This is a genomic window from Rhodoferax sp. AJA081-3 (assembly GCF_017798165.1).
In the GTDB taxonomy this organism is placed as follows: domain Bacteria; phylum Pseudomonadota; class Gammaproteobacteria; order Burkholderiales; family Burkholderiaceae_C; genus Allorhodoferax.
This window is the reverse complement of record NZ_CP059068.1, coordinates 5,132,853-5,159,635: the sequence shown is the minus strand read 5'-3', so window position 1 is coordinate 5,159,635 and position 26,783 is coordinate 5,132,853. Positions and strand designations below refer to the sequence as shown.

The 26,783-nt window shown below is 61.4% G+C and carries 24 protein-coding genes; 14 read left to right on the top strand and 10 right to left on the bottom strand.

The window, feature by feature from the left end:
• Positions 1–131 precede the first annotated feature (131 nt).
• Positions 132–1,034: a hypothetical protein gene (locus HZ993_RS24160; protein ID WP_209395226.1), complete on the top strand. Its 903-nt coding sequence runs from the start codon at positions 132–134 to the stop codon at positions 1,032–1,034.
• Positions 1,035–1,229: 195 nt separating this feature from the next.
• Positions 1,230–2,507, top strand: a complete 1,278-nt coding sequence (locus tag HZ993_RS24155) for an IS256 family transposase (protein ID WP_209395225.1) — start codon at positions 1,230–1,232, stop codon at positions 2,505–2,507.
• Positions 2,508–2,665: 158 nt separating this feature from the next.
• On the opposite strand, the gene HZ993_RS24150 is transcribed toward HZ993_RS24155, so the two are convergent.
• From HZ993_RS24150 to HZ993_RS24120, 7 genes are all read right to left on the bottom strand, one after another.
• A complete protein-coding gene (locus HZ993_RS24150) occupies positions 2,666–3,004 on the bottom strand; it encodes a helix-turn-helix domain-containing protein (protein ID WP_209395224.1) in 339 nt (112 codons plus the stop codon).
• The gene (locus HZ993_RS24145; RefSeq protein WP_209395223.1) at positions 2,997–3,329 is read right to left on the bottom strand and encodes a type II toxin-antitoxin system RelE/ParE family toxin; all 333 of its coding nucleotides are present in this window, start codon (positions 3,327–3,329) and stop codon (positions 2,997–2,999) included. Before HZ993_RS24145 ends, HZ993_RS24150 begins: the two co-directional genes overlap by 8 nt.
• Before the next feature lie 38 nt (positions 3,330–3,367).
• Positions 3,368–3,937, bottom strand: a complete 570-nt coding sequence (locus tag HZ993_RS24140; protein WP_209395222.1) for a hypothetical protein — start codon at positions 3,935–3,937, stop codon at positions 3,368–3,370.
• 105 nt (positions 3,938–4,042) lie between these two features.
• Entirely contained in the window at positions 4,043–5,077 is a 1,035-nt protein-coding gene (locus HZ993_RS24135) for a PHB depolymerase family esterase (RefSeq protein WP_209395221.1), read from the bottom strand.
• Between the two features lie 15 nt (positions 5,078–5,092).
• On the bottom strand, positions 5,093–5,365 hold the full coding sequence (locus HZ993_RS24130) for a hypothetical protein (protein WP_209395220.1): 273 nt from the start codon (positions 5,363–5,365) through the stop codon (positions 5,093–5,095).
• Positions 5,366–5,495: 130 nt separating this feature from the next.
• The gene (locus HZ993_RS24125; protein ID WP_209395219.1) at positions 5,496–7,298 is read right to left on the bottom strand and encodes a bifunctional protein-serine/threonine kinase/phosphatase; all 1,803 of its coding nucleotides are present in this window, start codon (positions 7,296–7,298) and stop codon (positions 5,496–5,498) included.
• Positions 7,299–7,335: 37 nt separating this feature from the next.
• Positions 7,336–8,634, bottom strand: a complete 1,299-nt coding sequence (locus tag HZ993_RS24120) for a type IV pili methyl-accepting chemotaxis transducer N-terminal domain-containing protein (protein ID WP_209395218.1) — start codon at positions 8,632–8,634, stop codon at positions 7,336–7,338.
• Positions 8,635–8,942: 308 nt separating this feature from the next.
• Between HZ993_RS24120 and nirB the strand changes: the two genes are divergently transcribed.
• The 6 genes from nirB to cobA all read left to right on the top strand — a co-directional run bounded on the left by nirB (position 8,943) and on the right by cobA (position 17,363).
• A complete protein-coding gene (gene nirB, locus HZ993_RS24115) occupies positions 8,943–11,399 on the top strand; it encodes a nitrite reductase large subunit NirB (protein WP_209395217.1) in 2,457 nt (818 codons plus the stop codon).
• Between the two features lie 25 nt (positions 11,400–11,424).
• On the top strand, positions 11,425–12,225 hold the full coding sequence (locus HZ993_RS24110) for a type IV pili methyl-accepting chemotaxis transducer N-terminal domain-containing protein (RefSeq protein ID WP_209395216.1): 801 nt from the start codon (positions 11,425–11,427) through the stop codon (positions 12,223–12,225).
• A 67-nt stretch (positions 12,226–12,292) separates the two neighbouring features.
• On the top strand, positions 12,293–12,694 hold the full coding sequence (gene nirD, locus HZ993_RS24105) for a nitrite reductase small subunit NirD (protein ID WP_209395215.1): 402 nt from the start codon (positions 12,293–12,295) through the stop codon (positions 12,692–12,694).
• Between the two features lie 43 nt (positions 12,695–12,737).
• Entirely contained in the window at positions 12,738–15,596 is a 2,859-nt protein-coding gene (locus HZ993_RS24100) for a nitrate reductase (RefSeq protein WP_209395214.1), read from the top strand.
• Between the two features lie 58 nt (positions 15,597–15,654).
• The gene (ybiB, locus tag HZ993_RS24095; protein WP_209395213.1) at positions 15,655–16,563 is read left to right on the top strand and encodes a DNA-binding protein YbiB; all 909 of its coding nucleotides are present in this window, start codon (positions 15,655–15,657) and stop codon (positions 16,561–16,563) included.
• Positions 16,560–17,363, top strand: coding sequence for a uroporphyrinogen-III C-methyltransferase (gene cobA, locus HZ993_RS24090; protein WP_209395212.1), 804 nt, complete (start codon positions 16,560–16,562; stop codon positions 17,361–17,363). Before ybiB ends, cobA begins: the two co-directional genes overlap by 4 nt.
• A 120-nt stretch (positions 17,364–17,483) precedes the next feature.
• Here the strand turns inward: cobA and HZ993_RS24085 are convergent, their stop codons facing one another.
• Genes HZ993_RS24085 through HZ993_RS24075 form a run of 3 tightly spaced genes read right to left on the bottom strand, consistent with a single transcriptional unit; the run spans position 17,484 to position 18,936 of the window.
• Positions 17,484–17,687: a hypothetical protein gene (locus HZ993_RS24085; RefSeq protein WP_209395211.1), complete on the bottom strand. Its 204-nt coding sequence runs from the start codon at positions 17,685–17,687 to the stop codon at positions 17,484–17,486.
• A 27-nt stretch (positions 17,688–17,714) separates the two neighbouring features.
• A complete protein-coding gene (locus HZ993_RS24080; protein WP_209395210.1) occupies positions 17,715–18,035 on the bottom strand; it encodes a hypothetical protein in 321 nt (106 codons plus the stop codon).
• Between the two features lie 10 nt (positions 18,036–18,045).
• On the bottom strand, positions 18,046–18,936 hold the full coding sequence (locus HZ993_RS24075; protein WP_209395209.1) for an SPFH domain-containing protein: 891 nt from the start codon (positions 18,934–18,936) through the stop codon (positions 18,046–18,048).
• 164 nt (positions 18,937–19,100) lie between these two features.
• On the opposite strand from HZ993_RS24075, the gene HZ993_RS24070 reads away from it, so the two are divergent.
• The 6 genes from HZ993_RS24070 (at position 19,101) to HZ993_RS24045 (ending at position 26,737) form a co-directional block, all read left to right on the top strand.
• Entirely contained in the window at positions 19,101–20,345 is a 1,245-nt protein-coding gene (locus HZ993_RS24070; protein ID WP_209395208.1) for an NAD(P)/FAD-dependent oxidoreductase, read from the top strand.
• Entirely contained in the window at positions 20,342–20,935 is a 594-nt protein-coding gene (locus tag HZ993_RS24065; RefSeq protein WP_209395207.1) for a histidine phosphatase family protein, read from the top strand. Before HZ993_RS24070 ends, HZ993_RS24065 begins: the two co-directional genes overlap by 4 nt.
• Before the next feature lie 91 nt (positions 20,936–21,026).
• Positions 21,027–21,434, top strand: coding sequence for a phosphopantetheine adenylyltransferase (locus HZ993_RS24060; RefSeq protein WP_245213759.1), 408 nt, complete (start codon positions 21,027–21,029; stop codon positions 21,432–21,434).
• Positions 21,435–21,490: 56 nt separating this feature from the next.
• Positions 21,491–21,895, top strand: a complete 405-nt coding sequence (locus tag HZ993_RS24055) for a hypothetical protein (RefSeq protein ID WP_209395206.1) — start codon at positions 21,491–21,493, stop codon at positions 21,893–21,895.
• A 145-nt stretch (positions 21,896–22,040) separates the two neighbouring features.
• The gene (locus tag HZ993_RS24050; protein ID WP_209395205.1) at positions 22,041–23,924 is read left to right on the top strand and encodes a serine/threonine-protein kinase; all 1,884 of its coding nucleotides are present in this window, start codon (positions 22,041–22,043) and stop codon (positions 23,922–23,924) included.
• A 68-nt stretch (positions 23,925–23,992) separates the two neighbouring features.
• Positions 23,993–26,737, top strand: a complete 2,745-nt coding sequence (locus HZ993_RS24045; RefSeq protein ID WP_209395204.1) for a polysaccharide deacetylase family protein — start codon at positions 23,993–23,995, stop codon at positions 26,735–26,737.
• Positions 26,738–26,783: the final 46 nt, after the last annotated feature.

Here is a 26,783-nt window from a genome sequence, read left to right as displayed (position 1 = left end):
GTAAATTACTTTCTCACACCGTGCTCAGATGGACGATGACTATCGACTGAGATCTTTGACTGGGAGCAGTAGCAGCAACCCTAAATGGGTACCATAGGGCCGCAGTCCAAATATTCCAACAGGGAGCGGCGATGGAAGTATTGAAAGACATATGGGCATCAATGGTCCACGGAGTACGTGAGAGAACAACAAACCCCCTTACGTTTGCTTTTCTTATCAGCACGTGTCTATGGAACTATCGATTTTTTCTCATCTTGACCGGGGACGGGACAGTATCGGCACGCCTTGCGGCAATCGACAACCTGTATTCAGAGGGTGTCGTGATGTTGTTGTTCCACACCGTAGGCGTTCCGGGTGCCCTAGCACTGAGTTACGTATTCCTCTACCCTTGGGTGACTGCTGACGTCGTTCGCTTCTACCGAAGGAAGCAAGTCGAGCTTGCAAATAGTGTAAAAGAGCTTGAGCTTGATCAGATGTTGAGTCGAAAAGATAGTGCAGAGCTCACACGCCGACATGAAAAAGAGAAGAACGCTTGGGAGGAAAGAGAGCGAGTCTTGCGCGGAAGAATTAACGCGCTGGGGGACGCACTTTTGGTGGCCGAAGCGTCCCCTTCTACTTCTGCAGACAAGGACCAATCAAGTCCTAAGCCTGTAGATGAGATACCGTTCGATCACCCACACATTGACCGCATCGAGTATGCGAGTCCGATAGGAATGCCTTTGACAGATCAAGAAATGCGTGCCCTCAATTACGACGGTAACTTGGTCGCGTCATTGGAGATGAACATAGTTGCAATAGTCTCAAACAGCGCGACTGGTGAAACGGCTGCAGAGCTGGCCAATTCGCTTAAGTCAAATCTCGCAAGAGTTCAATATGCGCTGCAAGGACTAGAAGACGCGAATTTGGTTGAAGCCGGCAACTCACGTCGTTACAAACTTACGAAGGTAGGCAGACCAGTTGCAATTAAAGTGATCGACCTAATGCAAGAATTCAACGACTTTGCTAGTGGGCGAAAACCCTATCCGAAGAGCTAGCCATCCTCGTGACTATGCACACCACTCTTGGCATCGCCGAGGCCTCACTACGATCCCACATGCAAGTGATATAGATTCGGCGGAAGTGGACCCGGACAGAGAAGGGTGGCCGAGCGCGGGCTATGTAGTTTTCAGACTGCGAGAGCCTGTCAGAAATTTTGTGTGCGAGGCATAACATGTCAACAAGGAGCATGAATGCCAAGCAAGACAAAGAGCGCCACGGTGGCGGACAACGCAACACAACTTCAAATCCCAGCCGAGTTGCTGGACCAACTGGTGACCGGCCCCATGACAGCCGGTCAAGTCCAGGGACTGTTTGACCAGTTCAAAAAGGCCGTGCTGGAGCGGGCACTGGCTGGAGAAATGAGCCATCACCTGGGCTACGCGCCGGGCAAGGCCAAACCCGAGGGAGCGCCTGCAAACCACCGCAACGGCAAAAGCGCTAAGACGGTACTGACCGATGCAGGAGCCCTGCGCATTGACGTCCCGCGCGACCGGGAAGGCACGTTCGAACCCCAACTCATCGGCAAACACGAGCGCCGTTTCACCGGCTTTGACGACAAGATCATCGCCATGTACGCGCGTGGCATGACCGTGCGCGAGATACAGGCGTTTTTGAGCGAGATGTACTCGGTCGATGTATCGCCCGACCTCATCAGCCGCGTGACTGACGAAGTCATGAGCGAGGTGACAGCCTGGCAGAGCCGCCCATTGGAATCCATGTACCCGGTGGTGTTCTTCGATGCGCTGCGCGTCAAGATTCGTGAGGACGGGGTGGTGCGCTCCAAGGCCGTGTACTTGGCCCTGGGCGTGCTGGCCGATGGCAGCCGCGACATCCTGGGGATCTGGGTCGAGAACACCGAAGGGGCCAAATTCTGGATGAAAGTGTTCAACGATTTGAAGACCCGAGGTGTGCAGGATATCCTGATTGCCGTCACCGACGGGCTCAAAGGCATGCCAGAGGCCCTGGGCGCGGTGTTCCCGGCCACGACACTGCAAACGTGCATCGTGCACCTGATACGCAACAGCCTGGACTTTGCCAGTTGGAAGGATCGCAAGGCGCTGGCTGCGGCCATCAAACCCATCTACACGGCGGTGAGCGCAGAGGCAGCACAGGCTGAACTCGATGCATTTGAGGCAGGTCCCTGGGGCCAGAAGTTCCCCACCGTGGTGGGAGCCTGGCGCAGGGCTTGGGACAGAGTGATTCCCTTCTTTGCGTTCCCGCCCGAGGTACGCCGTGTGATCTACACGACCAATGCCATTGAGAGCGTAAATGCCAGACTGCGCAAGATCATCAAGTCCAGAGGACACTTCCCCAGTGACGATGCGGCCACCAAGCTGATCTGGCTGGCACTGCGCAACATTACCGAGGATTGGGGACGTGCGGCTAACCACTGGAAATCAGCCATGAACCAGTTTGCCATCCTCTACGGCGACAGGTTCACGCAGCCCACTCACGGGGGTGCAAAATGAAGGAGCTGAACCCTGCCACTCAGGGTTCTACCGGGGGGGGCCTCCGGCGGCCTGGCAGGGGCCTTAGTTTGAATAAAATTTACCCATCAGCTGATTTCTGAAACCGCCTCACACACAGAAATTCTGACACTCCCGACTGCGACCAGAACAGTAGTTTGTTACGCCGCGGCAATCGCATGTGTCGCGGTGCGCCTGTTGCGTTTAGGCCCCCCAAGCTTTGGCTTTGACACTTTGACAGTTGGGCTCATGCCTGCAGTCGCAGCCATGTCGATGAGTGTGTCCAATGAAAACAGATTGATCTTGCCGCGCATCAGATCGGAGATGCGGGGCTGGGTCACACCAAAGAGGGCAGCGGCATCACCTTGGGTCATGCCACGCTCACGAATGACTTCCGTAAGGTTCATCATCAGCTCGGAGCGCGCCCGCATACTGGCGGCCTGCTGCGGAGTGTCTTCGATGGCATCCCATACGCTGCTGAACCGTTGTTTGTCAGTCATTTCGAATCTCCTTCACTAAATCCTTAAATCGCTTGCGGGCCAGTTCAATATCAGGCTGTGATGTTTGCTGCGTCTTCTTCTTGAAGCAGTGCAGGACATACACGGCGTCCTCAAACTTGGCAACATAAATCACCCGAAATGTTCCAGCTTCATCCCAAATGCGCAGCTCCATGACACCTGCGCCAATTGCCGACATGGGCTTGGCGTCATCCGGTGAAAGTCCCTTTTGAACCTTATCCAGTTGATGCCCTGCTTCACGCATGGCTGCCTGGGGAAAATCCCGCAAATCGCTCAATGAGCTGCCTCGGAATTCAACATACTTCATGGTCAAATTATATATATTTTTGTATTATTTGAATCCTACTACTTCACCACAAACGGATGGGTGCTGACTTGATTCCACTGCCGGCTGTCATTGGGGTCGGCCCCCGGGTAGGTCAGTATCAGGTACGCAAAATACAGCCCCTTAGGCTCGGTACCGTTGAAGGTGTAGGTAAGAGGGTAGCCGGTCCTGTTGACGGCAAACGGCTGGAAGTTGCCTGTGTTCGGAATAGCGCGTGCGAACGGAACATAACCCGGCACGAGCGTGGGGACCCCATTCTGGACAGTCCAGCTTAGTACAGAGGACCCACCCGGCAACAAAATTCCAAAGTAGACGTCTGCACCCTTGGTGTACACGATGTCACGCTCAGGCCAGGCAATCAGTGCACCGAATGCGTAAGGGAGCTTGCCTACATGGACGGGCTCAATATTCAAAGCGGGGGTCAAGTATGGGGTGGTTACCCACGTTGAAAGGACCGGCCTTGGAACACTCGAAGTGGCGAGCGCTGGCAATGCAGGAAAGACCGCCAACAGCGCTGCTGCCCAGCTACCGGCCGTACCGCGCAGACGCTGCGCAATTCGAAACCGGATCCAAACATTACCTGACTTCATGAACTACTCCCTGTATTTACGACCGTAGGCCTGATTGCCGCCGCCGCTCGCCAATGTAGCGGTGGGACGCCGCGTAGGCCATCCCATAAACATGGCAACACCCTGTTAGACCAAGCGCGCAAACTCCCGCTGCGCAAACGCCCAAACCATCCGCGATGCATCCGGCCCCTTGGGATCTGAATAGGCCTGTGATGCAGCACCCCCGCTCCACGCATGCCCCAAGCCATTGACCTCGCTCAACGTCACCTGCAAACGCCGCTTGGGCCCGAACCAGTCCATCGTCGTGAACGGGTACCGCTTGCCCCGGCCCACCACCCTTGCCGCTTTGGGTTCTGCGTGGGTGCGCGCGGCCCAGACTTGTGCGGCGCGCATGCCATTGGCCTTCAACACCACATGGTCGGCACTGCCCTGTATCACCAGCAAGGCGGGTAATGCTTCTGCAACTTTGCCGGGCGGCGATAGCGGCAGGCGGTAACGCCCGCGCATGGCGGACAAGGCGGTAGCCGATGAGCTGGCAGACGTGGGCTCCACGCCCGAATGCATGACCACCGCAGCAAAACGGTTCGGAAAATGCAGACCCACCAGCGCTGCCATGCTGGCGCCCGCAGACATGCCTGCAATGGCGACGCGGGTGGGGTCTATGGGGTGCAAGATGCGGGCATGGTCCAGCGCGGCCACGATGCTAGCCGCCTCCAGCTTGGCGCGGCCGTTGCGTGTGTCAAACCAGTTCCAGCAGGCTTGGGCATTGGCCAGACGATCCTGCTCGGGGTAGAGCACCATAAAACCGTACAGGGCCGCCAGCCGGTTCATGCGGGTGCTGGCCGCAAAGTCATTCGCGCTTTGGCCGCAGCCATGCAGCATGACGATCAGTGGACACAACTTGGCTTTGGACAAACCCGTGGGTTTGAACAGGCGGTAGCGGCGCAGGCCCGCGGGGCCGGTTGATAGGCCCAAACCCCAACTGCCGCCGGTGGATGCGGCAGCAGCCGCTGGCGACTTGCGCGCCGCCGTGGTGGTGGGCGCAAGTTTGGCGCGCTTGAGTGCCTTTTTTCCTTCACTGACCGCCTGGCGCAGGACCCAGCGGGTCTGCTGCTGGACCATGCGTGTCCAGGCTTTGCTTCCGCTTGCGCGCCGGGCCATCAGAGCCCGCGCGCTTTAAGCACCACCCTTGAGAGGCGGTTGCCCGCCGGGGCCTGGCACCATTTTTTTGCGCAGTTCGGCATCCAGCCCGGGCGTGGCGTGCATGTCGGTATCAACCAGGCCCGCATCGATATCGCGCTTGGCCTGTTGCATAACCGGGTCTGGCGCCTCGGCCACGTTGTTGTGTGATTCGTCCCGCTCATGGGGCAGCGGCAGCGCCGGGTGTGTATCGGCGTCGCTGCCAGGGGGTGGAGTGGTCGTCGTTGGGGTGGAAGTGGTATGTGCCATGGCAACAGCTTAGGCCCGGTGTGCCGTCTGGTCCGTTGGATGGCGCACCAAGCGAATGAAGGAATGCAGCCGTCTATACAAACACTACAAATTCAAGAGCACCAAAGCCATATTCCACGGGGGCTACAGCCTATTTTGGCAAAAACAATAACCAGTAAACCAGCAACAGGTTCAACAACACCGACACCGCCAAACCTACTTTCCACAGCGCCGTGGGGTCGCGCTGCAGCAGTGGCGTGGCGGATGGGGCAGACAAGGGGCGTGATGCGCCCCGCTCCAGCGCCAGGCGGAACTCTTCTGCCGTCTCAAAACGCTGGCGTTTGTCGCGCGCCACAGCCTTCATCAGCACGTGGTCCAGCCAGATGGGGATCTCGGGGTTGTGGCGGCTGGGGGCCACGGGGTCGCGGTAGTAACGACCCACCTGGTAGGGCAGCACCTCGCCATAGGGTAGCCGGCCGGTCAGCAGCTGGTACAGCGTGACACCCAACGCAAACAGGTCGCTTTGCGCATCCGGCAGCTCCTGCGGCACATCGGTGCGCTGGCCGCCGCTGCGGGCACTGGTCTTGCAATTGAAGCCCCATTGCTCGGGGTTCACATAACTGGGGGTGCCGGCGTGTAATTCGCGCATGGACTGCGGCTCGCGCCCGCTCAGCGCCACGCCCAGGTCCAAGAGGCGCAGCACACCGTCTTCGCCCTGGTGCAGGTTGGCGGGTTTGATGTCGCGGTGGATGACGCCCTGGCGGTGCAGGCGGCCCAGCGCCTTGAGCGCCTGCAGGCCCACAGCCAGTGCCTGCGGCAGCTTGAAGCGCTTCTGCTGAGCCAGCGCCTGCTCCAATGTCTCGCCACCATGCCAGTCGTAGACCAGGTAGAAGGCGCTGCGCGTTCGACCCTCTGGCAGCCCTGGCAGATCGTTGTAAATCTGGACCAGGTTGTCCGCCGCGCGGGACGACTGCATGCGTTTGGCCAACCAGGCCTCGTGGGCAAGCATGGCCAGCTCTTCGCGGTCGTGCGCGCGGGCGGGGTGCAGGGCTTTGATGATGTAGCGTTTGTCGGTGTCTGCGCCTGCTGCGGGGGCTATTGCCTTGGCTTGGTAGACCACATTGATGCCGTTGTCGGCCACAGAGGCGGTGATGGTCAGGCCGTCCAGCACCTCACCCACTTTCAACAATGGTGGCACGGGCAGGCTTTGGGCGGCGCGGTTTTCGTCTTGCAGCGTGGCGTCCAGCAGGCCCAGCACACGCACCACCAGAGCGGTCACATTGTCTTTGCTGCCGGCCTTGAGCGCTGCATCCAGCAGGGCTTCGCAGGCTGCTTGGGACGAGGCTTGGGCGTTGTCGCCCTCAGCCAAGGCCTGCACGCGTTTGTCGCTCAGCGAGCCATACACACCATCGGTCAGCAACACAAACACATCACCCACCTGCAGGTCACCCTGTACATAGTCCACCACCACCCGTTCTTCTAGGCCCACGGCGCGCACCAGTTGGTGTTTGAAGTCGGGGTGGTTGACGACATGGTCGTGGGTGATCTGCTGCATAAGCCCGCCGCGCAGCAGGTAGGCGCGTGAGTCGCCCACATGGGCCAGCGCGTAAGACTGGCCGCGCAGCACCACGGCGGTGAGTGTGGTCATGCCCACTGCGGGCTGGCGGCGGCGGTTGATGCCGCACAACCAGGCGTTCTGGCTGCTGATGATGCGGTCCAGTGCCACGGTGGCGTCCCAGGTCTCAGGGGTGCCAAAGTAATCGCGCAGCAGGCTGACCACGGTGGTTTGCGCTGCCTCTTTGCCCATGCCCCCGCGGCTGACGCCATCGGCCACGGCCGCGATGACACCCATGCCCTCCAGCCCCGGCTCGGGCATCAGGGCGCCGCAAAAGTCTTCGTTGCTGTCTTTGGTGCCCGCGCTGGAGGCGAAGCCTATGTCGAGTTCAAATGCCATGCACCAAATGTAAGCAATAACAGTGCCTGTGCACCATTTATGCGCCGGTCAACATCTGCATACTGTGTTCGTAGTGGGCGGACAGCTGCTCCAGAACGGCCAGCAAACTCTCACTGGCCCCGGCTAAACCGTTCAACTGCGCGGCCTCCCCTGCCCCTGGTGCCGCCTTGGTAGCTGCCAGCAGCGTCAACCAGCCAACACCAGCCGACTCCAGCGCGGTATGGATGTCGGGCGTGCTCAGCGGCAGGCTGTTGAGGTAGGTCAACGCGGCTTCAAACGCGGCGCGCGACTCGGCCATGCCGGTGGCGCTGCGCGTCTGCAATGGCGCATCACCCAGCAGAGCCAGTACGGCGTATTTGGCAAAGCGTTGCGACAGCATGCGCTGGCGCCCGGCCAGGTTCAGCACGCGCAGTGGGGGCGCGGGGCTGGCGCTTTCTAGCTGGCCGGTCAGGCGCTCAGCACCTTGCAAGAGGTGCTCGGCCAGTTCATCCAGCCGGGCATAGGCCGCCACCGTAGCCTCCGAGCCTGGGCTCGCCCGCAGCACGGGCTGCAGGTCAGCCCACGTCTGCTGCACCTGGCCCAGCAGGTCGCCATAGGTGGCCTGTGACAGGCTTTTGCCCAGATAGGCCAGGTTCGCATCGATGCGCTGCACCGACTCTGCCAGCTGCTGCGCAAAAGGCCCTGCGCCCACCACACCTTGCAGCACCTGCAGCGTGACCAGGCGCTGCGACAACATGCGCAGCTGGCCGCAGCGGTTCACATCTTCCGCAAAACGGGCGGATTGCACGATGTGCTGCGACACCTGGCCCAGCCGTTGGTTGGTGTGCATGGAGGCGGTGCGCAGGATGTGGAAGGCGTCGTCGTCCGACAGCTGCTGGGTCTGCATCAATATGCCCTTGGCCCGCTCCACCAACTTGCGTTCTTCAAAACGGGTGGAGATGTCGGCCAGGGCCTGGGCTTGCGCCTGGGTCTGGCGAAAGCGGGCCTGGGCCAGGTGCACCAGGGCGCGCAGGCGCGCTGCGCCATACCCATTGACTTCGTAACCGTGGATGCCGGAGGCCAGGGCGCGGTCCATATGGTCGACATTCGTATCCGCGGTGAACACAATAACGGCGCAAGGCGCCATGTCAGCAATGGCGGCGGTGGCCTTGAACAGGGTCTCGTCGGGCGCGGGCGCATCACAAATGAGCACATCTGGTGCATGGCGCACCACTTCCTGCAACAACTTGGCGCGGTCTTGCACCGTGGCCAGCACTTCGATACCGGCGGCGGCCAGATCAGCCGCCAGGGGGTGGGCCGTTTTTAAACCATTCACATGGACCAGGGCAGTCGTCATAAAAACACGGTTCTCAGAGGGGAAACGGGTGACCGGCATGCAAGACACACACCAGCGCCACGGGTTTTGGGGACCAAAGTCAGGGTTAACACCATCATATGGCACAGCTCTTGCATAAAGGGTAGCGGGCGTAACGGCGCGCCCCTGACCTTAGCGATTGCACTGCGGGTTCTGCATACAACGACGTATGCACGTGAGTATTTGGTGTACCGGCCACGTGGCCATGTTTGAACTATTCCCTTTTCTCTTTTTGTTTGGCAGGTGGAGCATCCACGTGCTGATGGTTTTCGATACCAGGAGTGGCCGCAATGAAAAAATCCAAGTTGGTAATGATAGGCAATGGCATGGCGGGCGTTCGCACGCTGGAAGAGTTGCTGAAGATTGCACCCGATCTGTACGACATCACCGTTTTTGGCGCCGAGCCCCACCCCAACTACAACCGCATCCTGCTCTCGCCCGTGTTGGCCGGCGAGCAGACGATTGAAGAAATCGTGCTGAACTCCTGGGAGTGGTACACCGACAACCACATCACCCTGCATGCCGGCTGGACCGTGACCGAAGTGGACCGCGTCAAACGCATCGTGCACGCCACCAATGCCGCCGGCGAAAAAATCAGCACCGAATACGACCGCCTGCTGATGTGCACCGGCTCTAACGCTTTTATCCTGCCCGTGCCCGGCAAGGACCTGAAGGGTGTGATCGCCTACCGCGACATTGCCGACACCAACGCCATGATCGAAGCGGCCACGCAATACAAGAACGCCGTTGTCATCGGCGGCGGCCTCTTGGGCCTGGAAGCGGCCAACGGCCTGATGCTGCGCGGCATGAACGTGACCGTGGTGCACGTGATGCCCACACTCATGGAGCGCCAGCTGGACACCGTAGCCGGCAAGATGCTGCAAAAGTCGCTGGAAGACCGGGGCCTGAAGTTCCTGATCGGCGCACAAACCCAGGAGCTGGTCGGTGGCGAGAACGACGGCAAAGGTGGCCGCGTCACTGCGATCAAGTTCAAGGATGGCACCGAAGCCGCTGCCGACCTGGTCGTCATGGCGGTCGGCATACGCCCCAATACCGCGCTGGCCGAATCCATGCGCCTGCACTGCAACAAGGGCATCGTTGTCAACGACACCATGCAAACCACAACCGATGCACGCATCTACAGCGTGGGTGAATGCGCGGCCCACCGCGGCATCGCCTACGGTCTGGTGGCCCCGCTGTTTGAGCAGGCCAAGGTGGCCGCCAACCACCTGGCGCAGTACGGCATTGGCCGCTACCAGGGCTCGTTGACATCGACCAAACTCAAGGTCACCGGTATCGATTTGTTCAGCGCGGGTGACTTCGCCGGCGGAGAAGGCACCGAAGAACTGGTGATGAGCGACCCCTATGGCGGCGTCTACAAGAAACTGGTCATCAAGAACGACAAACTGGTCGGCGCCTGCCTGTATGGCGACACCGTGGACGGCAGCTGGTACTTCAAACTGCTGCGCGATGGCCGCTCCATCAGTGACATCCGTGACAAGCTGATGTTTGGCGAGAGCAATATTGGCGATGCCGGTCACGAAGGCCACAGCAAGGCCGCCACCATGCCCGACGATGCCGAGGTCTGCGGCTGCAACGGTGTCAACAAGGGCACGATCTGCAAGGCCATCCGCGAAAAAGGTCTCTTCACGCTGGATGAGGTCAAGAAACACACCAAGGCCAGCGCCTCCTGCGGCTCCTGCACCGGCCTGGTGGAACAGATCATCATGTTCACCGCCGGTGGCGACTACTCGGCCACACCCAAGACCAAGGCCATGTGCAGCTGCACCGACCACGGCCACCAGGCCGTGCGGGATGCCATCCGCACCAACAAAATACTCACCATTGCCGACACCTTCAAGTTCATGGACTGGAAGACGCCCAATGGTTGCTCCAGCTGCCGCCCGGCCATCAACTACTACCTGATCTCCACCTGGCCCAAGGATGCCAAGGATGACCCACAAAGCCGCTTCATCAACGAACGCAGCCATGCCAACATCCAGAAAGACGGCACCTACAGCGTGATCCCGCGCATGTGGGGCGGCGAGACCACGGCCGACGAACTGCGCCGCATTGCGGATGCGGTGGACAAGTACAAGATCCCCACCGTCAAGGTCACCGGCGGCCAGCGTATCGACTTGCTGGGCGTGAAGAAAGAAGACCTGCAAAACGTGTGGAAAGACATCGGCATGCCATCCGGCCACGCCTATGCCAAGGCCCTGCGCACCGTCAAGACCTGTGTGGGCAGCGAGTGGTGCCGCATGGGCACACAGGACAGCACCCAGATGGGCAAGGACCTGGAGCGCGCCATGTGGCGCATGTATGCCCCACACAAGGTCAAGTTCGCCGTGAGCGGCTGCCCGCGCAATTGCGCAGAGTCCGGCATCAAGGACGTGGGCGTGATTGGTGTGGACAGCGGCTGGGAGATGTACATCGCCGGCAACGGCGGCATCAAGACCGAGGTGGCGCACTTTCTGGTCAAGGTCAAGACTGCGGCCGAGGTGCTGGAATACACCGGGGCCTTCTGCGAGTTGTACCGCCAAGAGGGCTGGTACCTGGAGCGCACCGTGCATTATGTGAACCGCGTGGGCCTGGACCATGTGAAGAAGCGCATCCTGGAAGACCATGAAGGCCGCAAGGCGCTGTGGGAACAGTTGCAGTTTGCGCTGGAAGGCGAGCCTGATCCGTGGTTCGACTTCAAGGAAGCGTCTGTGGACACACGCCAGTTCGCCGCCCTGCCGGTTTGAACAAACCCAACCACGGGAGAACGCCATGAAACCCCCACTGTTCAAACGCAGAACCCTGCTGCTGGCCACCGCAAGCCTGCCGCTGGTCAGCGCACATGCGCAGGTCAGCGACATACGCGACGCCATCAACAAGGCCGGTCGCCAGCGCATGCTGAGCCAGCGCATGGGCAAGGCCTGGCTGGCCCTGGTGCACGGGGTTGAGAAACCCATGGCCCAGCAGGTGCTGGACAAGTCCTTGGCCCTGTTTGACCGCCAGTTGGTAGAGCTCAAAGCCTTTGCCGCATCCGCCGACATTGCCACCACTTACAACAACCTGGATGCATCCTGGAGCGCTTACAAGACTGCGCTGGTCGGCAATGCGCCGTCACGCGACAGCGCCGCCACCATGCTGCAGCTCAATGCGGGTGTGCTGGCACTGGCCCACCAGGGTACGGTGCAGTTTGAATCGGCTCAGGGAAAGCCACTGGGCAAACTGGTCAATATTGCCGGGCGCCAGCGTATGCTGAGCCAGCGTATGGCCATGTATTACCTCGCCGCCCGTTTGCCGGTGGACGCCCCGGCCGCGACCGCCGAGATCAACAAGGCGCGGACCGACTTCGTCAGTGCGATGGCCCTTTTGCGCCAGGCACCCGAAACTACGCCGCAAATCCAGGAGCAACTGCAATTGGCCGAAGGCCAATGGGTGTTTTTTGACGCCGCACTGAAGCGCAACAACACCAGCGACGCCGGCTCGGCCCGGGCGCTGGGCGAGATCTTCATGGCCAGTGAAAACCTGCTGTCCGTGATGGACCGGGTGACCGGTCAGTATTCGGCCCTGAAGACCTAACCCATATGAAAAACAAGGCTGCAGCCCCCGTGCAAGCTAACTGTATCGCTACAAAAGGAATAGCAAAATGAGTGAATGGACCCCGATTTGCAAAGTGGACGACATCCCCGTGCTGGGCGCACGCCGCGTCGCCCGCAGCCAGGGCATGGATGTGGCCGTGTTCCGCAACGATGCGGGCGAGGTGTTTGCGCTGCTGGACCGCTGCCCACACAAGGGTGGCCCGCTGAGCCAGGGCATTGTTTTCGGCACCAGCGTGGCCTGCCCGCTGCACAACTGGACCATTGGCCTGTGCGACGGCCAGGCCTCCGCACCGGATGAAGGCTGCACCCCGAAGTTCGCGGTGCAGGTAGTGGACGGCCAGGTGTCACTGAAGACCGCCGAGCTGGCAGGCCATGCCATTGACCAGACACGCCCGATTGCCGGCCCCAAGAATGGCCGCCAAGCCACCGCCGACGCACAAACCGCCTAAGCCAACCACTTACGCAACCCCCTCAGCGCTACCCGCAGCACCCATGACGGTCACACAAGAAACCAAATCGACCTGCCCCTACTGTGGGGTGGGCTGCGGCGTCATCATTGAATCGGCAGGCAGCCAGATCACCGGCGTGCGCGGCGACCTGGACCACCCGGCCAACTTCGGGCGCCTGTGCACCAAGGGCTCCACGCTGCACCTGACCGCCAGTGCGGCGGTGACGATGCAGACGCGGCTACTGCAGCCCATGCAACGGCGTACGCGTGGCGACACACCCCAGGCCGTGGGCTGGGATGCGGCTTTGACACAGGCGAGCGAAGGTTTTGCCCGCATCATCCGCGACCATGGTCCGGACGCTGTAGGCTTTTATGTATCGGGCCAGTTGCTGACCGAAGACTATTACGTCTTCAACAAACTGGCCAAGGGCCTGATCGGCACCAACAACATCGACACCAACTCGCGCCTGTGCATGAGCAGCGCGGTGGCTGGGTACAAGCAGACGCTGGGGGCCGACGCGCCACCCGCCTGTTACGACGATGTCAACCACGCGCAGTGCATTTTCATCACCGGCTCCAACACGGCCTTTGCCCACCCCATACTGTTCCGGCGCATTGAGGATGCCAAAAAGGCCAATCCCCGGTTGAAGATCATCGTGGCCGACCCGCGCGCCACCGACACCACCAGCATTGCCGACCTGCATTTGGCCATCCAGCCCGGCACCGATGTGATGCTGTTCAACGGCATGCTGCACCTCATGGCCTGGGAGGGCTGGCTGGACCAGGCCTATATAGACCAACACACATCAGGATTCGACGCGCTGAAAGCCACCGTGCGCGACTACACGCCCGATGTGGTGTCGCAGGCCTGCGGCATCAGCAAAGAGGCGCTGTTGCAGGCCACGCGCCTGTTTGCCGGCATGCAGAGCAACGGCACCCGCACACCCACGCTGAGCCTGTACTGCCAGGGCCTCAACCAATCCAGCAGCGGCACAGCCAAAAACGCCGCGCTGATCAACCTGCACCTGGCCACCGGCCAGATTGGCAAGCCCGGCGCGGGCCCCTTCTCGCTGACCGGCCAGCCCAATGCCATGGGCGGGCGCGAAGTGGGTGGTCTGGCCAATTTGCTCAGCGCGCACCGCGACATGGCCAACCCGGCCCACCGCGCCGAAGTGGCCGCCCTGTGGGGCCTGCCATCCGTGCCCGACAAGCCGGGCAAAACTGCGGTAGAGATGTTCCAAGCCGCGGCTGACGGCGAAATCAAGGCGCTGTGGATTGCCTGCACCAACCCCGCCCAGAGCATGCCCGACCAAGCCACGGTGCGCCGTGCGCTGGAGCGTTGTGAACTGGTCATCGTGCAAGAGGCTTTCTCCACCACCGCCACCTGCCGGTATGCCGACCTGCTGCTGCCCGCCACCACCTGGGGCGAAAAAGAAGGCACCGTCACCAACAGCGAACGCCGCATTAGCCGTGTGCGCGCCGCCGTGCCGGCTCCCGGCCCAGTGGACAACGGGCCGCGGCATGACTGGTCCATCGCGGTGGACTTTGCGCAGCGGCTCGAAGCCCTGCTGGCCCCCACACGCCCCACGCTGTTCCCCTACCCCACACCCGAATCCGTGTGGAACGAGCACCGCGAATCCACCCGCGGCCGTGACCTGGACATCACCGGCATGTCTTACGCCATGCTGGACGAACGGGGTCCACAACAATGGCCGCTGGCAGAGGGTCAAGCTACCGGCAAGCTGCGCCTGTACGAAGACGGCATCTTCCCCACCGCTGACGGCAAGGCCAAGTTTGCCAACACGGTTTACAAGGCCGTGGCCGAGCCGCGCGAGGCGCGTTACCCCCTGTCGTTGACCACCGGCCGCCTGCGCGACCAGTGGCATGGCATGAGCCGCACCGGCACACTAGGCCGACTGTTCGGCCATGTAGCCGAGCCCTGCATCGAGATGAACCGGCAGGACATGGAGCGCCGCCAGCTCAAAGACGGTGACCTGGTCCACGTGACTGGCAGGCGCGGCTCCATCGTCATACCCGCACTGGCCAGTGCGTCTTTGGCACCGCAGCAAACCTTCATGGCCATGCACTGGGGTGAAGAGTTTTTGAGCGGTGCTAGCACCACCGGCGAGCGGCTGGCCGGCGTCAATGCGCTGACCAACCCAGCCTACTGCCCCACGTCCAAACAGCCCGAGTTCAAACACGCCGCCATCAAAGTGCTCAAAGCCGAGCTGCCCTGGTCGCTCTTGGGCATCGCCTGGCTGCCCGACGACACGGCGCTGCAGGCGCGCGAAGAGTTGAAGGAGCTGATGGGCCAGTTTGCCTTTGCCAGCTGCACACCCTTTGGCCGCGAGCGCAGCGGCCTGCTGTTCCGCGCAGCCGCCTATGAGGCGCCAGACGACGCCGTGCTGGCCCGCATCGAAACCCTGCTGGGCATGGGCGGCGCCCATGTGCTGCGGTATGCCGACAAGAAGCGCGGCCAGCGCCGCGCCGTGCAACTGGTGCCCGCCAGCCCTGGCGGAGATGCCAAGGCAAATACCCAGGGAGAAACCCGGCTCAACGCCTTCTTGCTGGCCGGCGACACCAGCGCGCAAAGCTGGATCAAGACCCTGCTGCAAGACGAGCTGCCCGCCCAGTCCTATGGCCGCATGCTGCTGGTGCCCGGCGCCAAGGCACCGGTGGCGGTGCAGTCGCGTGGCAAACAGGTGTGCACCTGCTTCAATGTGACCGATGCCGACATCACCACGCAATTGGGCCAATGCAAAGGCAACGAAGACCAGCGCCTGGCCCAATTGCAAGGTGCGCTGAAGTGCGGCACCAACTGCGGCTCGTGCCTGCCAGAGGTGAAGCGCATGGTGCGCATGTCCATGCCGACCAACTCAGGCGTGCCCGCGTTGCAGTCGTGAATCCGTGATCTGAGCTAATTACCCGAAGTTATCAAGCCTGCGGGACAATGGCAGCTATATGGGTATCGCACACTACATCAAGGAAATCGGCCGCGGCAGCCAAGGCGCGCGGCCACTGAACCGCGAGCAGGCGACCGACCTGTTTGGCCAGGTGCTGGACGGCGCGGTCACCGATCTGGAGGTGGGCGCCTTCTGCCTGGCCATGCGTATCAAGGGCGAAACGGCCCAGGAGATGGCAGGTTTCCTGGACGCCACCCACCAGCGCCTGCACCGCCTGCCAGCCAGCACGGGCCGGCCCACCATCGTCATCCCCAGCTACAACGGCGCACGCAAGCTGCCGGTGCTCACACCCCTGCTGGCACTGCTGCTGGCGCGCGAAGGCCTGCCGGTGCTGGTGCATGGCACGGCCACCGAATCCCGCCGGGTCTATACGTCAGAAGTGCTGCTAGCCCTCGCCATTCCTGCCCGGGAGGCTATTGAATCCATAGCACCCGGCACCGTGGCCTTTGTACCCACAGCTCTGTTGCACGGCGGCCTGCAGCGCCTGCTGGACGTGCGCCGTGTCGTCGGCCTGCGCAACCCGGCGCACAGCCTGGTCAAACTGATGAGCCCGGTAGAAGGCAAGAGCCTGCTGGTCAGCAGCTACACCCACCCCGAATACGCAGTCTCCATGGCCGAGACATTGGCCGTGGTGCAAGGCAATGCGCTCTTGCTGCGCGGCACCGAGGGTGAAGCCGTGGCAGACCCCCGCCGTACACCCAAGATGCAGGGCTTTATCAATGGCGAAGTGGTGGACCAGCAGGCCCACCAGGACGGCACACTGACCACCCTGCCCGATCTGCCACCCGGACTGGATGCAGCCAGCACCGCTGCCTATATTCGCAGTGTGCTGGATGGCACACAGCCCGTGCCCACGCCCATTGCTCAGCAGGTGGCCCATATATTGCATTTGGTGGATTCACTATGAAACACGATCTTTCCAACTCCAGCGCACGCGGCCATGTCACCCTGGTGGGCGCCGGCCCGGGCGACCCCGAGCTGCTGACCATCAAAGCCCTGAAGGCGATCCAGCAGGCCACCGTGGTGCTGGTGGACGATCTGGTCAACGAGGCCATCGTGGCCTTCGCTCAGCCCACCGCCCGCATCGTCTATGTCGGCAAACGCGGTGGTTGCAAATCCACCCCGCAGTCCTTTATCGAAAAGCTGATGGTCACCGCCGCGCTGGAAGGCGAAAACGTGGTGCGCCTCAAGGGCGGCGACCCGTTCATCTTTGGCCGCGGGGGCGAAGAGATGGAAGCTCTGCATGCAGCTGGCGTGCGCGTGGATGTCATCAACGGCATCACCGCGGGCATCGCCGCCGTGTCGTCACTGGGTGTGCCGCTCACCCACCGCGAACATGCGCACGGCGTGGTGTTTGTCACCGGCCATGCCAAGCCCGGCTCGGCCGGCACCGATTGGCGCGCACTCGCAGCCACGGCCCAGCAGGCGCGCCTGACCCTGGTCATCTACATGGGTGTCAGTGGTGCGGCCACCATACAAAACGAATTGCTGTACGGCCTGCCGAGCGACACGCCGGTGGCCATCATCCAGAACGCCAGCTTGCCGACGCAGCGCCAGGCCGTATGCACACTGGCGGAGCTGGAAAGCACGATTGCCCGTGAGCAATTGGCCAGCCCCAGCGTGATCGTGGTGGGTGATGTTTTGCAGGGTTTGCTGGCGGCGGGCGTAGACGCCAGGGAACTGCCCCTGAAACACCGGGCGGCCTGAAGCGCTCAAAACCCTGCACACGCGAGCGACGTCTGGGCGGCAAAGCGTTTTGCTCCGTGTCCCCCGCCCACTGCGCGGGCTCCTCCTTTACCTGCGCAAAACGCTTTGCCGCCCAGACGCCTAAGGGCTATTGGTGTTGTCCTCGCTGTCGCCAGGTTTAACTGCTGGAATTTGCCCACCCACGCGCGCGCGCACGGCTTCGCGCAGCAGGTACTCCACCTGGGCATTCACGCTGCGCAACTCCGCCGCGGCCAGGCGCTCGATCTGCGCCCACAACACAGGGTCTATGCGCAGCGCAAAGGATTTCTTATCGGGACTGGCCATGGCAGCTCGGTATCAAAGGGGTTGGCTTTACACCCCGTCCTTGTGGGCTTGGGCCTGCGCTTTTGCTCGCAGATTTTGCAGCCCCGGTGGCTCGCCGGAGAACCAGAACCACTGCGGGTCGGTACCGCCCTTGCGCAACACCCACTGCGATACCGTTGCAAACACGATGATCGCAACCACCAGCAGTGCGGCAATGGCCACTACACCCATTGCGCTGTAGAGCAGCACCATGGGCAGTGGTACTTTGGGTGCCAGTTGCGACCCCGCCACCACGGCCAGCGCGGCCAGCAGCAGGATGGCAAACAGGATCTTGTTGATCAGACGGGGGTTGAGCCTAAAACTTTGCATGGCTGGTTCCTCAGTTATACAAGGTGCCAGTATTCACCACCGGTTGGGCGTCGTGGTCAGAGCACAGTACCACCAGCAGATTGGTCACCATGGCGGCTTTGCGTTCATCGTCCAGCGCCACCAGGCCGCGCTCCTGCAGGCCGGTCAGGGCCAGTTCCACCATGCCGACAGCGCCCTGCACGATCAGGCTGCGCGCGGCGATGATGGCCTGGGCCTGCTGGCGGCGCAACATGGCACCAGCGATTTCTGGGGCATAGGCCAGGTGGGTGAGTTTGGCATCCACCACCACCACACCGGCCAGGGCAAAGCGGTCCTGCAGTTCCTCCAGCAGCGCCGCACCTACCTGGTCGGCGCCCGAGCGCAGCGTGATCTCCTTGGGTGCCGTGCTGCCCGCGTCGTCCAGGTTGTCATAGGCGTAGCTGGAGGCCAGGTGCCGCACGGCTGCCTCTGCCTGGGTGAACACGTACGACTCAAAATCCTCCACATCAAAACTGGCCCGCGCGGTATCGCTGACCCGCCAGACAATGGCAGCGGCAATCTCGATGGGGTTGCCGCGCAGGTCGTTCACTTTGAGCTTTTCGCTGTTGAAATTGCGCGCCCGGGTCGACACCTTGCTGCGGCTCAAAAACGGGTTGGCCCAGCGCAGGCCCTCCCGGCGGTCGGTGCCGCGGTAGCTGCCAAACAGCTTCAATACCGCCGCCTGGTTGGGGTTAAGCGTGTACAGCCCCGATAGAAACCACAGGGCCGCCACCACGGCCATGCCGGCCAACACCAGTGTGGCGAGGCTGGGTCCACGGGTGACCATGAATACGGCCACTGCCAACAAGCCCATGCCCAGCAGTACCGCCACAAAGCCATTGGCTGTGGTTGCCACATATTCGTTGGATGCTTTTTTGTCCATGTCTATCCCCTAAATAATTTTTTCCAACCACGGGGCTGGAGGCTGCCTTGATCCATTTATCCAACGGACGAAGTGAAATCAAAGTGATATCACTATAGTAGCATTTATAAACCTGCGCAAGCCCCGCCCTACACTAGCCGCTCCAAAAAAAGAAAACGCTTCAGATGCATAGTTTTGATGTGGTCATCGTCGGCGCGGGCGCAGCCGGCCTGTTTTGCGCCGGTGTGGCCGGTCAGTTGGGCCTGAAGGTGCTGGTGGTGGACCACTGCGAAAAGGTGGCGGACAAGATCCGCATCTCGGGTGGCGGCCGCTGCAATTTCACCAACCGCGATGTGGGGCCCGCCAACTTCCTCAGCGACAACCCGCGCTTCTGCCGCTCGGCCCTGTCGCGTTACACCGCGCGCGACTTCATCACACTGGTGGAGAAGCATGGCATCGCCTACCACGAGAAACACAAGGGCCAGCTGTTTTGCGACCACTCGGCCGACGACATCATCCAGATGCTTCTGGCCGAATGTGCGGCATCTGGCAACGTCACCCGCTGGCAGCCCTGCGCCATATCATCCATACGATTTTTAGCCTCTAGCCCTCGTAGAATAAGCCCAAACAGCTATGAAATTGATAGTGACCGTGGAACCATATCGTGTGGTGCCATGGTCATCGCCACCGGCGGCCTGTCCATACCCAAGATGGGGGCGACCGACTTTGGATACCGCGTGGCCAAGCAGTTTGACCTGCCCCTGGTCACGCCCCGCCCCGCGCTCGTGCCGCTGACGTTTGATGAAACGGCCTGGGCACCGTTTGCGCAACTCTCGGGGCTTTCCCTGCCAGTCCGGATAGAAACCGGCACCAAGAAAGACAAAGTCGCCTTCCTGGAAGACCTGCTGCTCACCCACCGCGGCATCAGCGGCCCGGGCGTGCTGCAAATCTCCAGCTACTGGCAGAGCGGCACACCAATCCGTCTGAACCTGGCGCCCGACACCGACGTGGCCGAATGGCTGACCCACGCCAAGGCCACATCCCGCAAGCTGATCGCCAACGAACTGGCCGCCCTTGTGCCCTCGCGCCTGGCCGACACCTGGGTGGCCCAGGGCGCGGCGCTGGGCCACAACTGGGCGCGGCCCATCAACGAAGCCTCCGACAAGGCATTGGCCGTATTGGGCGAACGCCTGAGCCAGTGGGAGCTGACCCCCACTGGCACCGAGGGCTATAAAAAGGCCGAGGTGACGGCTGGTGGTGTGGACACCCGCAACCTGTCCTCACAAACCATGGAGTCCAAACAACCCGGCCTGTATTTCATTGGCGAGGTGGTGGACGTGACTGGCTGGCTGGGTGGCTACAACTTCCAGTGGGCCTGGGCCAGTGGCTTTGCCTGTGCGCAGGGGCTGGCGGCGAAGTTGTTGGGGTGACAAGTCTCTTGTTGGTCCGCCATGGCCAAACACAATTCAACGCGGAGCACCGTTACCTCGGTGCCCTGGACCCGGACCTCAACGCACAAGGGATCGCCCAAGCCAGGGCCCTGCGCGAGACCTTGCCTGCACAGTTGGATGCGGTGCTCTGCTCCCCCCTGCGCCGCGCATACCAAACGGCCGAAATCATTTGCGAAGGCAGGGGTTGGATGCCTCAGGTCCACGATGCGTTCCGAGAGCGCCATGTCGGCGTTTTCGAGGGACTGACACAGAAAGAGGCGCAGACCCTTTATCCCGACCTTTGGGCACAGAACATTACGCGCCAATGGCACGCCGCACCCATCGGCGGAGAAACGATCTCAGAGGTTGTTGAACGTGTAAGTCGTGGTCTACGGGACATTGCTGAGCAGCACAAGGACCAGACTGTGGTTCTGGTCGCCCACGGCTTTGTCGCCAAGGTTATCCGCGCCGTCAACCATGTCGGGTTTGACGACTTCTTTGATTGGCAGCTGGAAAACGGAGCCGTGCTGAAACTTGACGTTGTCGTTACGAGCCGGACCTCGGGTGGCTCGCCATTACCTCCCACGTAGGGTCAATAGGAGCCGCCACAGCGCAGAACGGGATTACATTTATTCCCACACAAGGCCTCCCAGTTACGATCCCCTCCGAACGCGACACAGCATGACCCACACCGGAAAGTCACCCGCCATGCACTACCTCACCATGGCCATGTTGATGGTCGTTGGCATCATCCACTTGTTGCCAATGTCTGGCGTACTCGGCACTGAGCGTTTGGCGGCGCTGTATGGACTGCCGATCAACGAACCCAACCTTGCCATCTTGATGCGCCACCGCGCGGTGCTGTTCGGTCTGCTGGGCCTGTTTCTGGTCTACGCGGCTTTTCGGCCTGGGCTGCAGACCCTGGCATTTGTGGCGGGGTTTGCCAGTGTGCTGTCGTTTTTGTGGCTGGCCTGGTCACAGGGTGGGTACAACCCGCAAATTCAGCGTGTGGTCATCGCCGACGTGGTGGCCCTGGTCTGCCTGGTACTTGGCGGTCTGGTCCACGCCTACCGGCAATTGCGGAACTGACTGCAAGCTGTGCACGGGCGCACCTGCGTGGCAAAATGCCCGCAAGGAGACCCGCCATGCACACACGCCGCGCCATTCGCCGCACCGCCGTTGCGGTTTCGTTATCCTGGTCTGCGCTGTGTGCTTATGCTGCACCGACATGTAATGCACAGGCCATGGATTCCCCAGCCTATGCACAGGCCCTGGAGGTGGTACGCCAACTGCCGGAGTTGACTGCGTGGTCGCGGTCGCACGGCCTCCCGGTGGTCTTTGGTGAATCACTGGACAAGCAACAACGCCTGGAGGGTCGTTGTTATTGGTCGGTATCGGTGTACGCCAACCGCCCGGAGCGTCTGGAGTTGTGGCACACCTTTTATGTAGCGGCTGAAGGCAAACGCCTGCTGGTGCAGGACCCCCTATCCGGCAACACCATCTCCTTGCAAAAGTGGCGCTCCAAAAGCGACAAGTCGCGGATGGCCTGACGCCGCTTATCGGGTTGAACGCCACACTCAGCAACTTGTTACGAGTTTGTGCGCCTGCCGCCAGAAACTACTGCCATAGAATGCAAAACTCGATGATCGAGTCCCTCGATCGGTGCTCCGTGGGTGTTTTCCAGATATAGGACACATGATTGAACTGCCGATTAGCGCTGCTGCACCTACCGTAAGCCATGTAGACGCGTTGGCCGACGGAACCCGATTGGGAGAGTTCGAGATCCGTGGCTTGATCGGTGTAGGTGGTTTTGGCATGGTCTACCGGGCCTACGACCATTCCCTGCAGCGCGATGTAGCCATCAAGGAATACATGCCGACGGCACTGGCCGGCCGCGCCGAGGGTGGTTTGCATATTTCGGTCCGAACCACCAACGACAACGAAACCTTCCAAAAAGGATTGCGGTCTTTTGTGGCCGAGGCCCGCATGCTGGCCAAGTTTGAACACCCTTCGCTGGTGCGGGTGTTCCGCTTCTGGGAGGCCAACGACACCGCCTACATGGTCATGCCGCTGTACCGGGGCATGACACTCAAACAGGCCCGCCAGTGCATGCGTCTGCCGCCCACAGAAGCCTGGCTGCGCAAGGTCTTGTGGTGCATCTTGGGCGCGCTGAAGGTTTTGCACAGAGGCACCGCCCTGCACCGCGACGTGTCGCCAGACAATATCTTTTTGCAGGACAGCGGCCCGCCGGTACTATTGGATTTGGGTGCGGCCCGTCTTGCCATTGGTGATAACGCCAAGCAACACACCGCCATTCTCAAGGTCAACTACGCGCCCATTGAGCAGTATGCCGACAGCCAAGGTTTGCCTCAGGGGCCCTGGACAGACTTGTACGCCCTGGCTGCCGTGGTGCACGGCCAGCTGTGCAACGAACCACCACTGCCCGCCATGATCCGCGTGGTGAACGACAAGATGCCACCGTTTGCGAACGTCGTCAAAACGGTGGCGTCCGAATTTGGCCAGGGATATTCAGAACAGTTCACACAGGCTATTACCTGGGCCCTAAGCATCCAGCCACAGGACCGGCCCCAGTCGGTACGGGAGTTTGCGCGCAGCCTGGGCCTGGTCACACCACATGGCATGTCGTCGTTTGACTGGCGAGCGGAGTTACCGCCCGCCTGCCTGCCCAACGGCAAACCTTCTGCCGCCGCGGCCCACCACCCGGTCACGGTTGAGAAAACACGGCCCAATTTGACCAACCCGGATTACGCGCCCACACAGTTCATAGACGACGCCGACGACGAGTCGGAAGAATCCGCGTCCGCTGCGGCGCAGTGGGGGCCCGACAGCACACCCGTTGCGCGCCACGACAAACCGTCCGATCGCAGAAGACGGGCCCGCGAGCCACTGGGTGGGGCGACGGCTTTGGAAAGCCAATCCACGGCCCATCGCAAAAAGCCCAGCCGCAATGGGACCAAACGGGGCGAAGCCAGGCAACTGCGGCCCGCTGTGGTGTGGGTACTGGTTGCGACCCTTGCCCTGCTGACCGTGGTGGCCGCTGCCTGGGGTTGGCGTACATGGACCGCCAGCAGCAAGGCCGCCGCTCCCGTGGCCGTGGTCTTGCCCGAAGAAGTCGTATTGGACAGCACCCCTGCCGCACCGCTCTCGGCAAGCAGCGCGCCTTTGGTGACCACAGAGCTCCAAGAAACCATCATCGAGAGCAGCCGACCGGCCAACCCCGCATCGGCCGCAGTGGACACCAAAGCCGCCAAAGCGCTGGAGCGTCCCCGCAGTGCGGCATCCAAACCGGCCAAGGTAGAAGCACCCCGCCCCGCCCCGGTTACGGAAACCGCCTCCACCCCGCCCCCGCCGGTAGCGTCGCAACCTGCGCCCGAACCCAAACCGGAAGCCCCTGTGGTAACGCCGGAAAAATTGTGTTCGGATGCCGGTTTTCTGGCACGCCCCATGTGTATGTTCCGCGCCTGCCAACGGCCGGACTTGGCCGGTACCGCCACCTGTGTTGAACTGCAAAAAAACCTGCAGCGCAACAAAGAAAATAACGACATCAACAAGTTCTAATGCGGGGGCCAGCGCCCCGGCAACGCTTGCTGGCCCGCCGACACTGAACGGCCGTTGAAGCCTTCACCATGACCAAAAATCGCACCCTTCTGATCGTGGCCGCAGTTGCCACAACCACCATTGCCGCTGCTGGTATTGCCTACATTCTCAAGCCCGTCGCGCCGCCGCCTGTCGTGGCCGCACCCATTGCCGCAGCCCCACAGGCCATCGACACCAGTGCACTGCTGGCGGGTTTTAAGGATGTACTGGCGGCCTACCGCAAAATCATCGTGTTGTTTGCAGATGAAAAGACATTGGCTGCCAACGAACGCGCGCTGGCCAACCAGGTGGGCCAGGGACTTTTCCATGAAAACCGCCAACGCGTGGTGGAGTTGGAAGCGCAGTTGGAAACCCTGGTCAGCTCCACCAACCCACAGCGCCTGGAAGCCATCGCCGGACTGCTGGACTATGTGGAGAGCAGTACCGATCTGTTCGACGCAGACCGCCTGGCCTTTCGTGAATTGCTGCGCAGTGTGCAAGGGGCAGTGGCGCGTGATTCGTCGCTGCCCGCCATCAAGCTGCACAAGCGTTTAGGCGAAGACCTGGACGCGCTTGCCGAAATTGAACGCAACTACGAGAAAGAAATTCGACTGGTCTTTGGCCGCTTTGAGACCCGCGCCATCGACTTGAAACGTGAACGCTGGCAAGACTACGTCGCCAGTCTGAAAAAGCTCTACACGCGTGAACAAATCCTGAAAGACTACGGCGTGGTGGTGCCCTACCCTGTGCCCAAGGAAGTGGCTCGCAAAAGCAAGTCCGAAGACGAGGGTGAAATTTTCGGACACAGCCTGCCGGCCAAGACCATCGTGCTGACCTTTGACGATGGCCCACACGGGGTCTACAGCGCCGAGATTGCCGCCATTCTCAAGCAGTACAGTGCGCCGGCCATCTTCTTCCAGGTCGGCAGCAATCTGGGTGCAGTCGGAGCGGACGGCAAGTCCAAGCTTGCCCCAAAGGCCAATGTGAGCCGCAAGCTGGTCGAAGGTGGCCACACCCTGGCCAACCACAGCATGACACACGCCCAGTTGTCCAAACGCACCGGGGACGCGCTCAAGACCGAAATCGTAGGGACCGACGAATTGCTCAAGGCCGTAGATGCCAATCGCTCACCGCTGTTTCGCTTTCCGTATGGCGCCCGCAATGAAGAAGGCCTGGCCGTGTTGGACGCGGCCCAACTGCGCTCGGTGATGTGGAACATCGACTCGCTGGACTGGGCAGACCCGGTGCCTAGCTCCATTGCCGACCGTGTGTTGCGCACGGTGGAGAAAGAAGGCCGCGGTATTGTGCTGTTCCACGATATCCACGAGCGCACCGTCAAGGCCCTGCCCGCGATCCTGGACCGCCTGGTAGCCGATGGTTACCAGTTTGCCAGCTGGGATGGCAAGGGCTTCACCGTTGCCAAAGGCACTGCGGGCGCGGTGCCGGTGGGTGCACCACTGGCCACCAGCCCCGGCTACAGCGACTCCTGGGCCATCGTCATCGGTATTGACGACTACGCCAAATGGCCCAAGCTGCAATACGCGGCGCGCGACGCCCAGGCCATACGCGAAGCGCTGATCCAGAAGTTCAACTTCGTGCCCGAACACATCGTGTCCCTCAGCAACAAGGAGGCCACACGCACCGGCATCCTGGCTGCCTTCCATGACAAGCTGGCCCACAGCGGCATGAAGAAGAACGACCGCCTGTTTGTGTTCTTTGCCGGCCACGGGGCCACCCGCAAACTCAGTTCCGGGCGCGACTTGGGCTACATCATTCCGGTGGACTCAGACCCCAACCAGATTGCCACCGACGCCATTCCCATGACCGAGTTGCAAAACATTGCCGAAAGCCTGACCGCCAAACACGCGTTGTTTGTAATGGACGCCTGTTACAGCGGCCTGGGCCTGACGCGCGGTGGCGCTGGCGGTGGTTCCAGCAACTTTCTGCGCGACAACGCCAAACGCCTGGGCCGCCAGATGCTGACCGCAGGTGGTGCCGACCAACTGGTGGCGGACGGTGGACCCAATGGCCACTCGGTCTTCACATGGACATTGTTGCAAGGCCTGGCCGGCAAGGGGGACTTGAATGGCGACGGCATCATCACGGCGACCGAGCTGGCTGCGTATGTAGCGCCAGCCGTGTCCGCCGTGTCACGCCAGACGCCAGCCTTTGGCAGCCTGCCCGGCTCGGAGGGTGGTGACTTTGTATTTGAATTGGCTGCCAATGATGAGTTTTTAAGTGGCACGTCCAGCCAGCTATCGGGCGACGCCATCGCGATGAACAACAAGCTGGATGCGGCCCGGCCAGCGCCGGCAACTGCCGCACCTGCAACGGGCGACAAACCGATGCCCGCACCTGCCCCTGCCTCCGTTGTGGTCAAAGACCTGCAAGGTGGTGAGCAAAAAATCGTGACGCCTGTCGCTGTGCCCAGCTCGGTCCGCCAACTGGCCCAGCGCGCCAACGACCGAGGCTTGCAGCTTTACAAAGAGAAGCAGTACGCGCTGGCCGAGGCCCAGTTCACCGAGGCGCTCAAACTACGGCCCGACTTTGCGCTGGCCGCCAACAACCTGGGCTTTGTGTACTACAAACAAGACAAGTTTGCCGAGGCGGCGCGCTGGTTTGAGAACACGATCAAGATCGACCCTTCCCGCGCCGTGGCGTACCTGAACCTGGGCGACGCCTATGCCAAAGCGGGCCAAACGGACAAGGCCAAAAAGGCATTCAGCACCTATCTGGAGTTGGCCCCCAACGGCGTTGGTGCGGCGTATGCGCGCCAGCAAGTAGACAAAGGCTAGACAGAGTGGCATAAGGACTGCTCCATACACCGTGCATCTGCAGCCA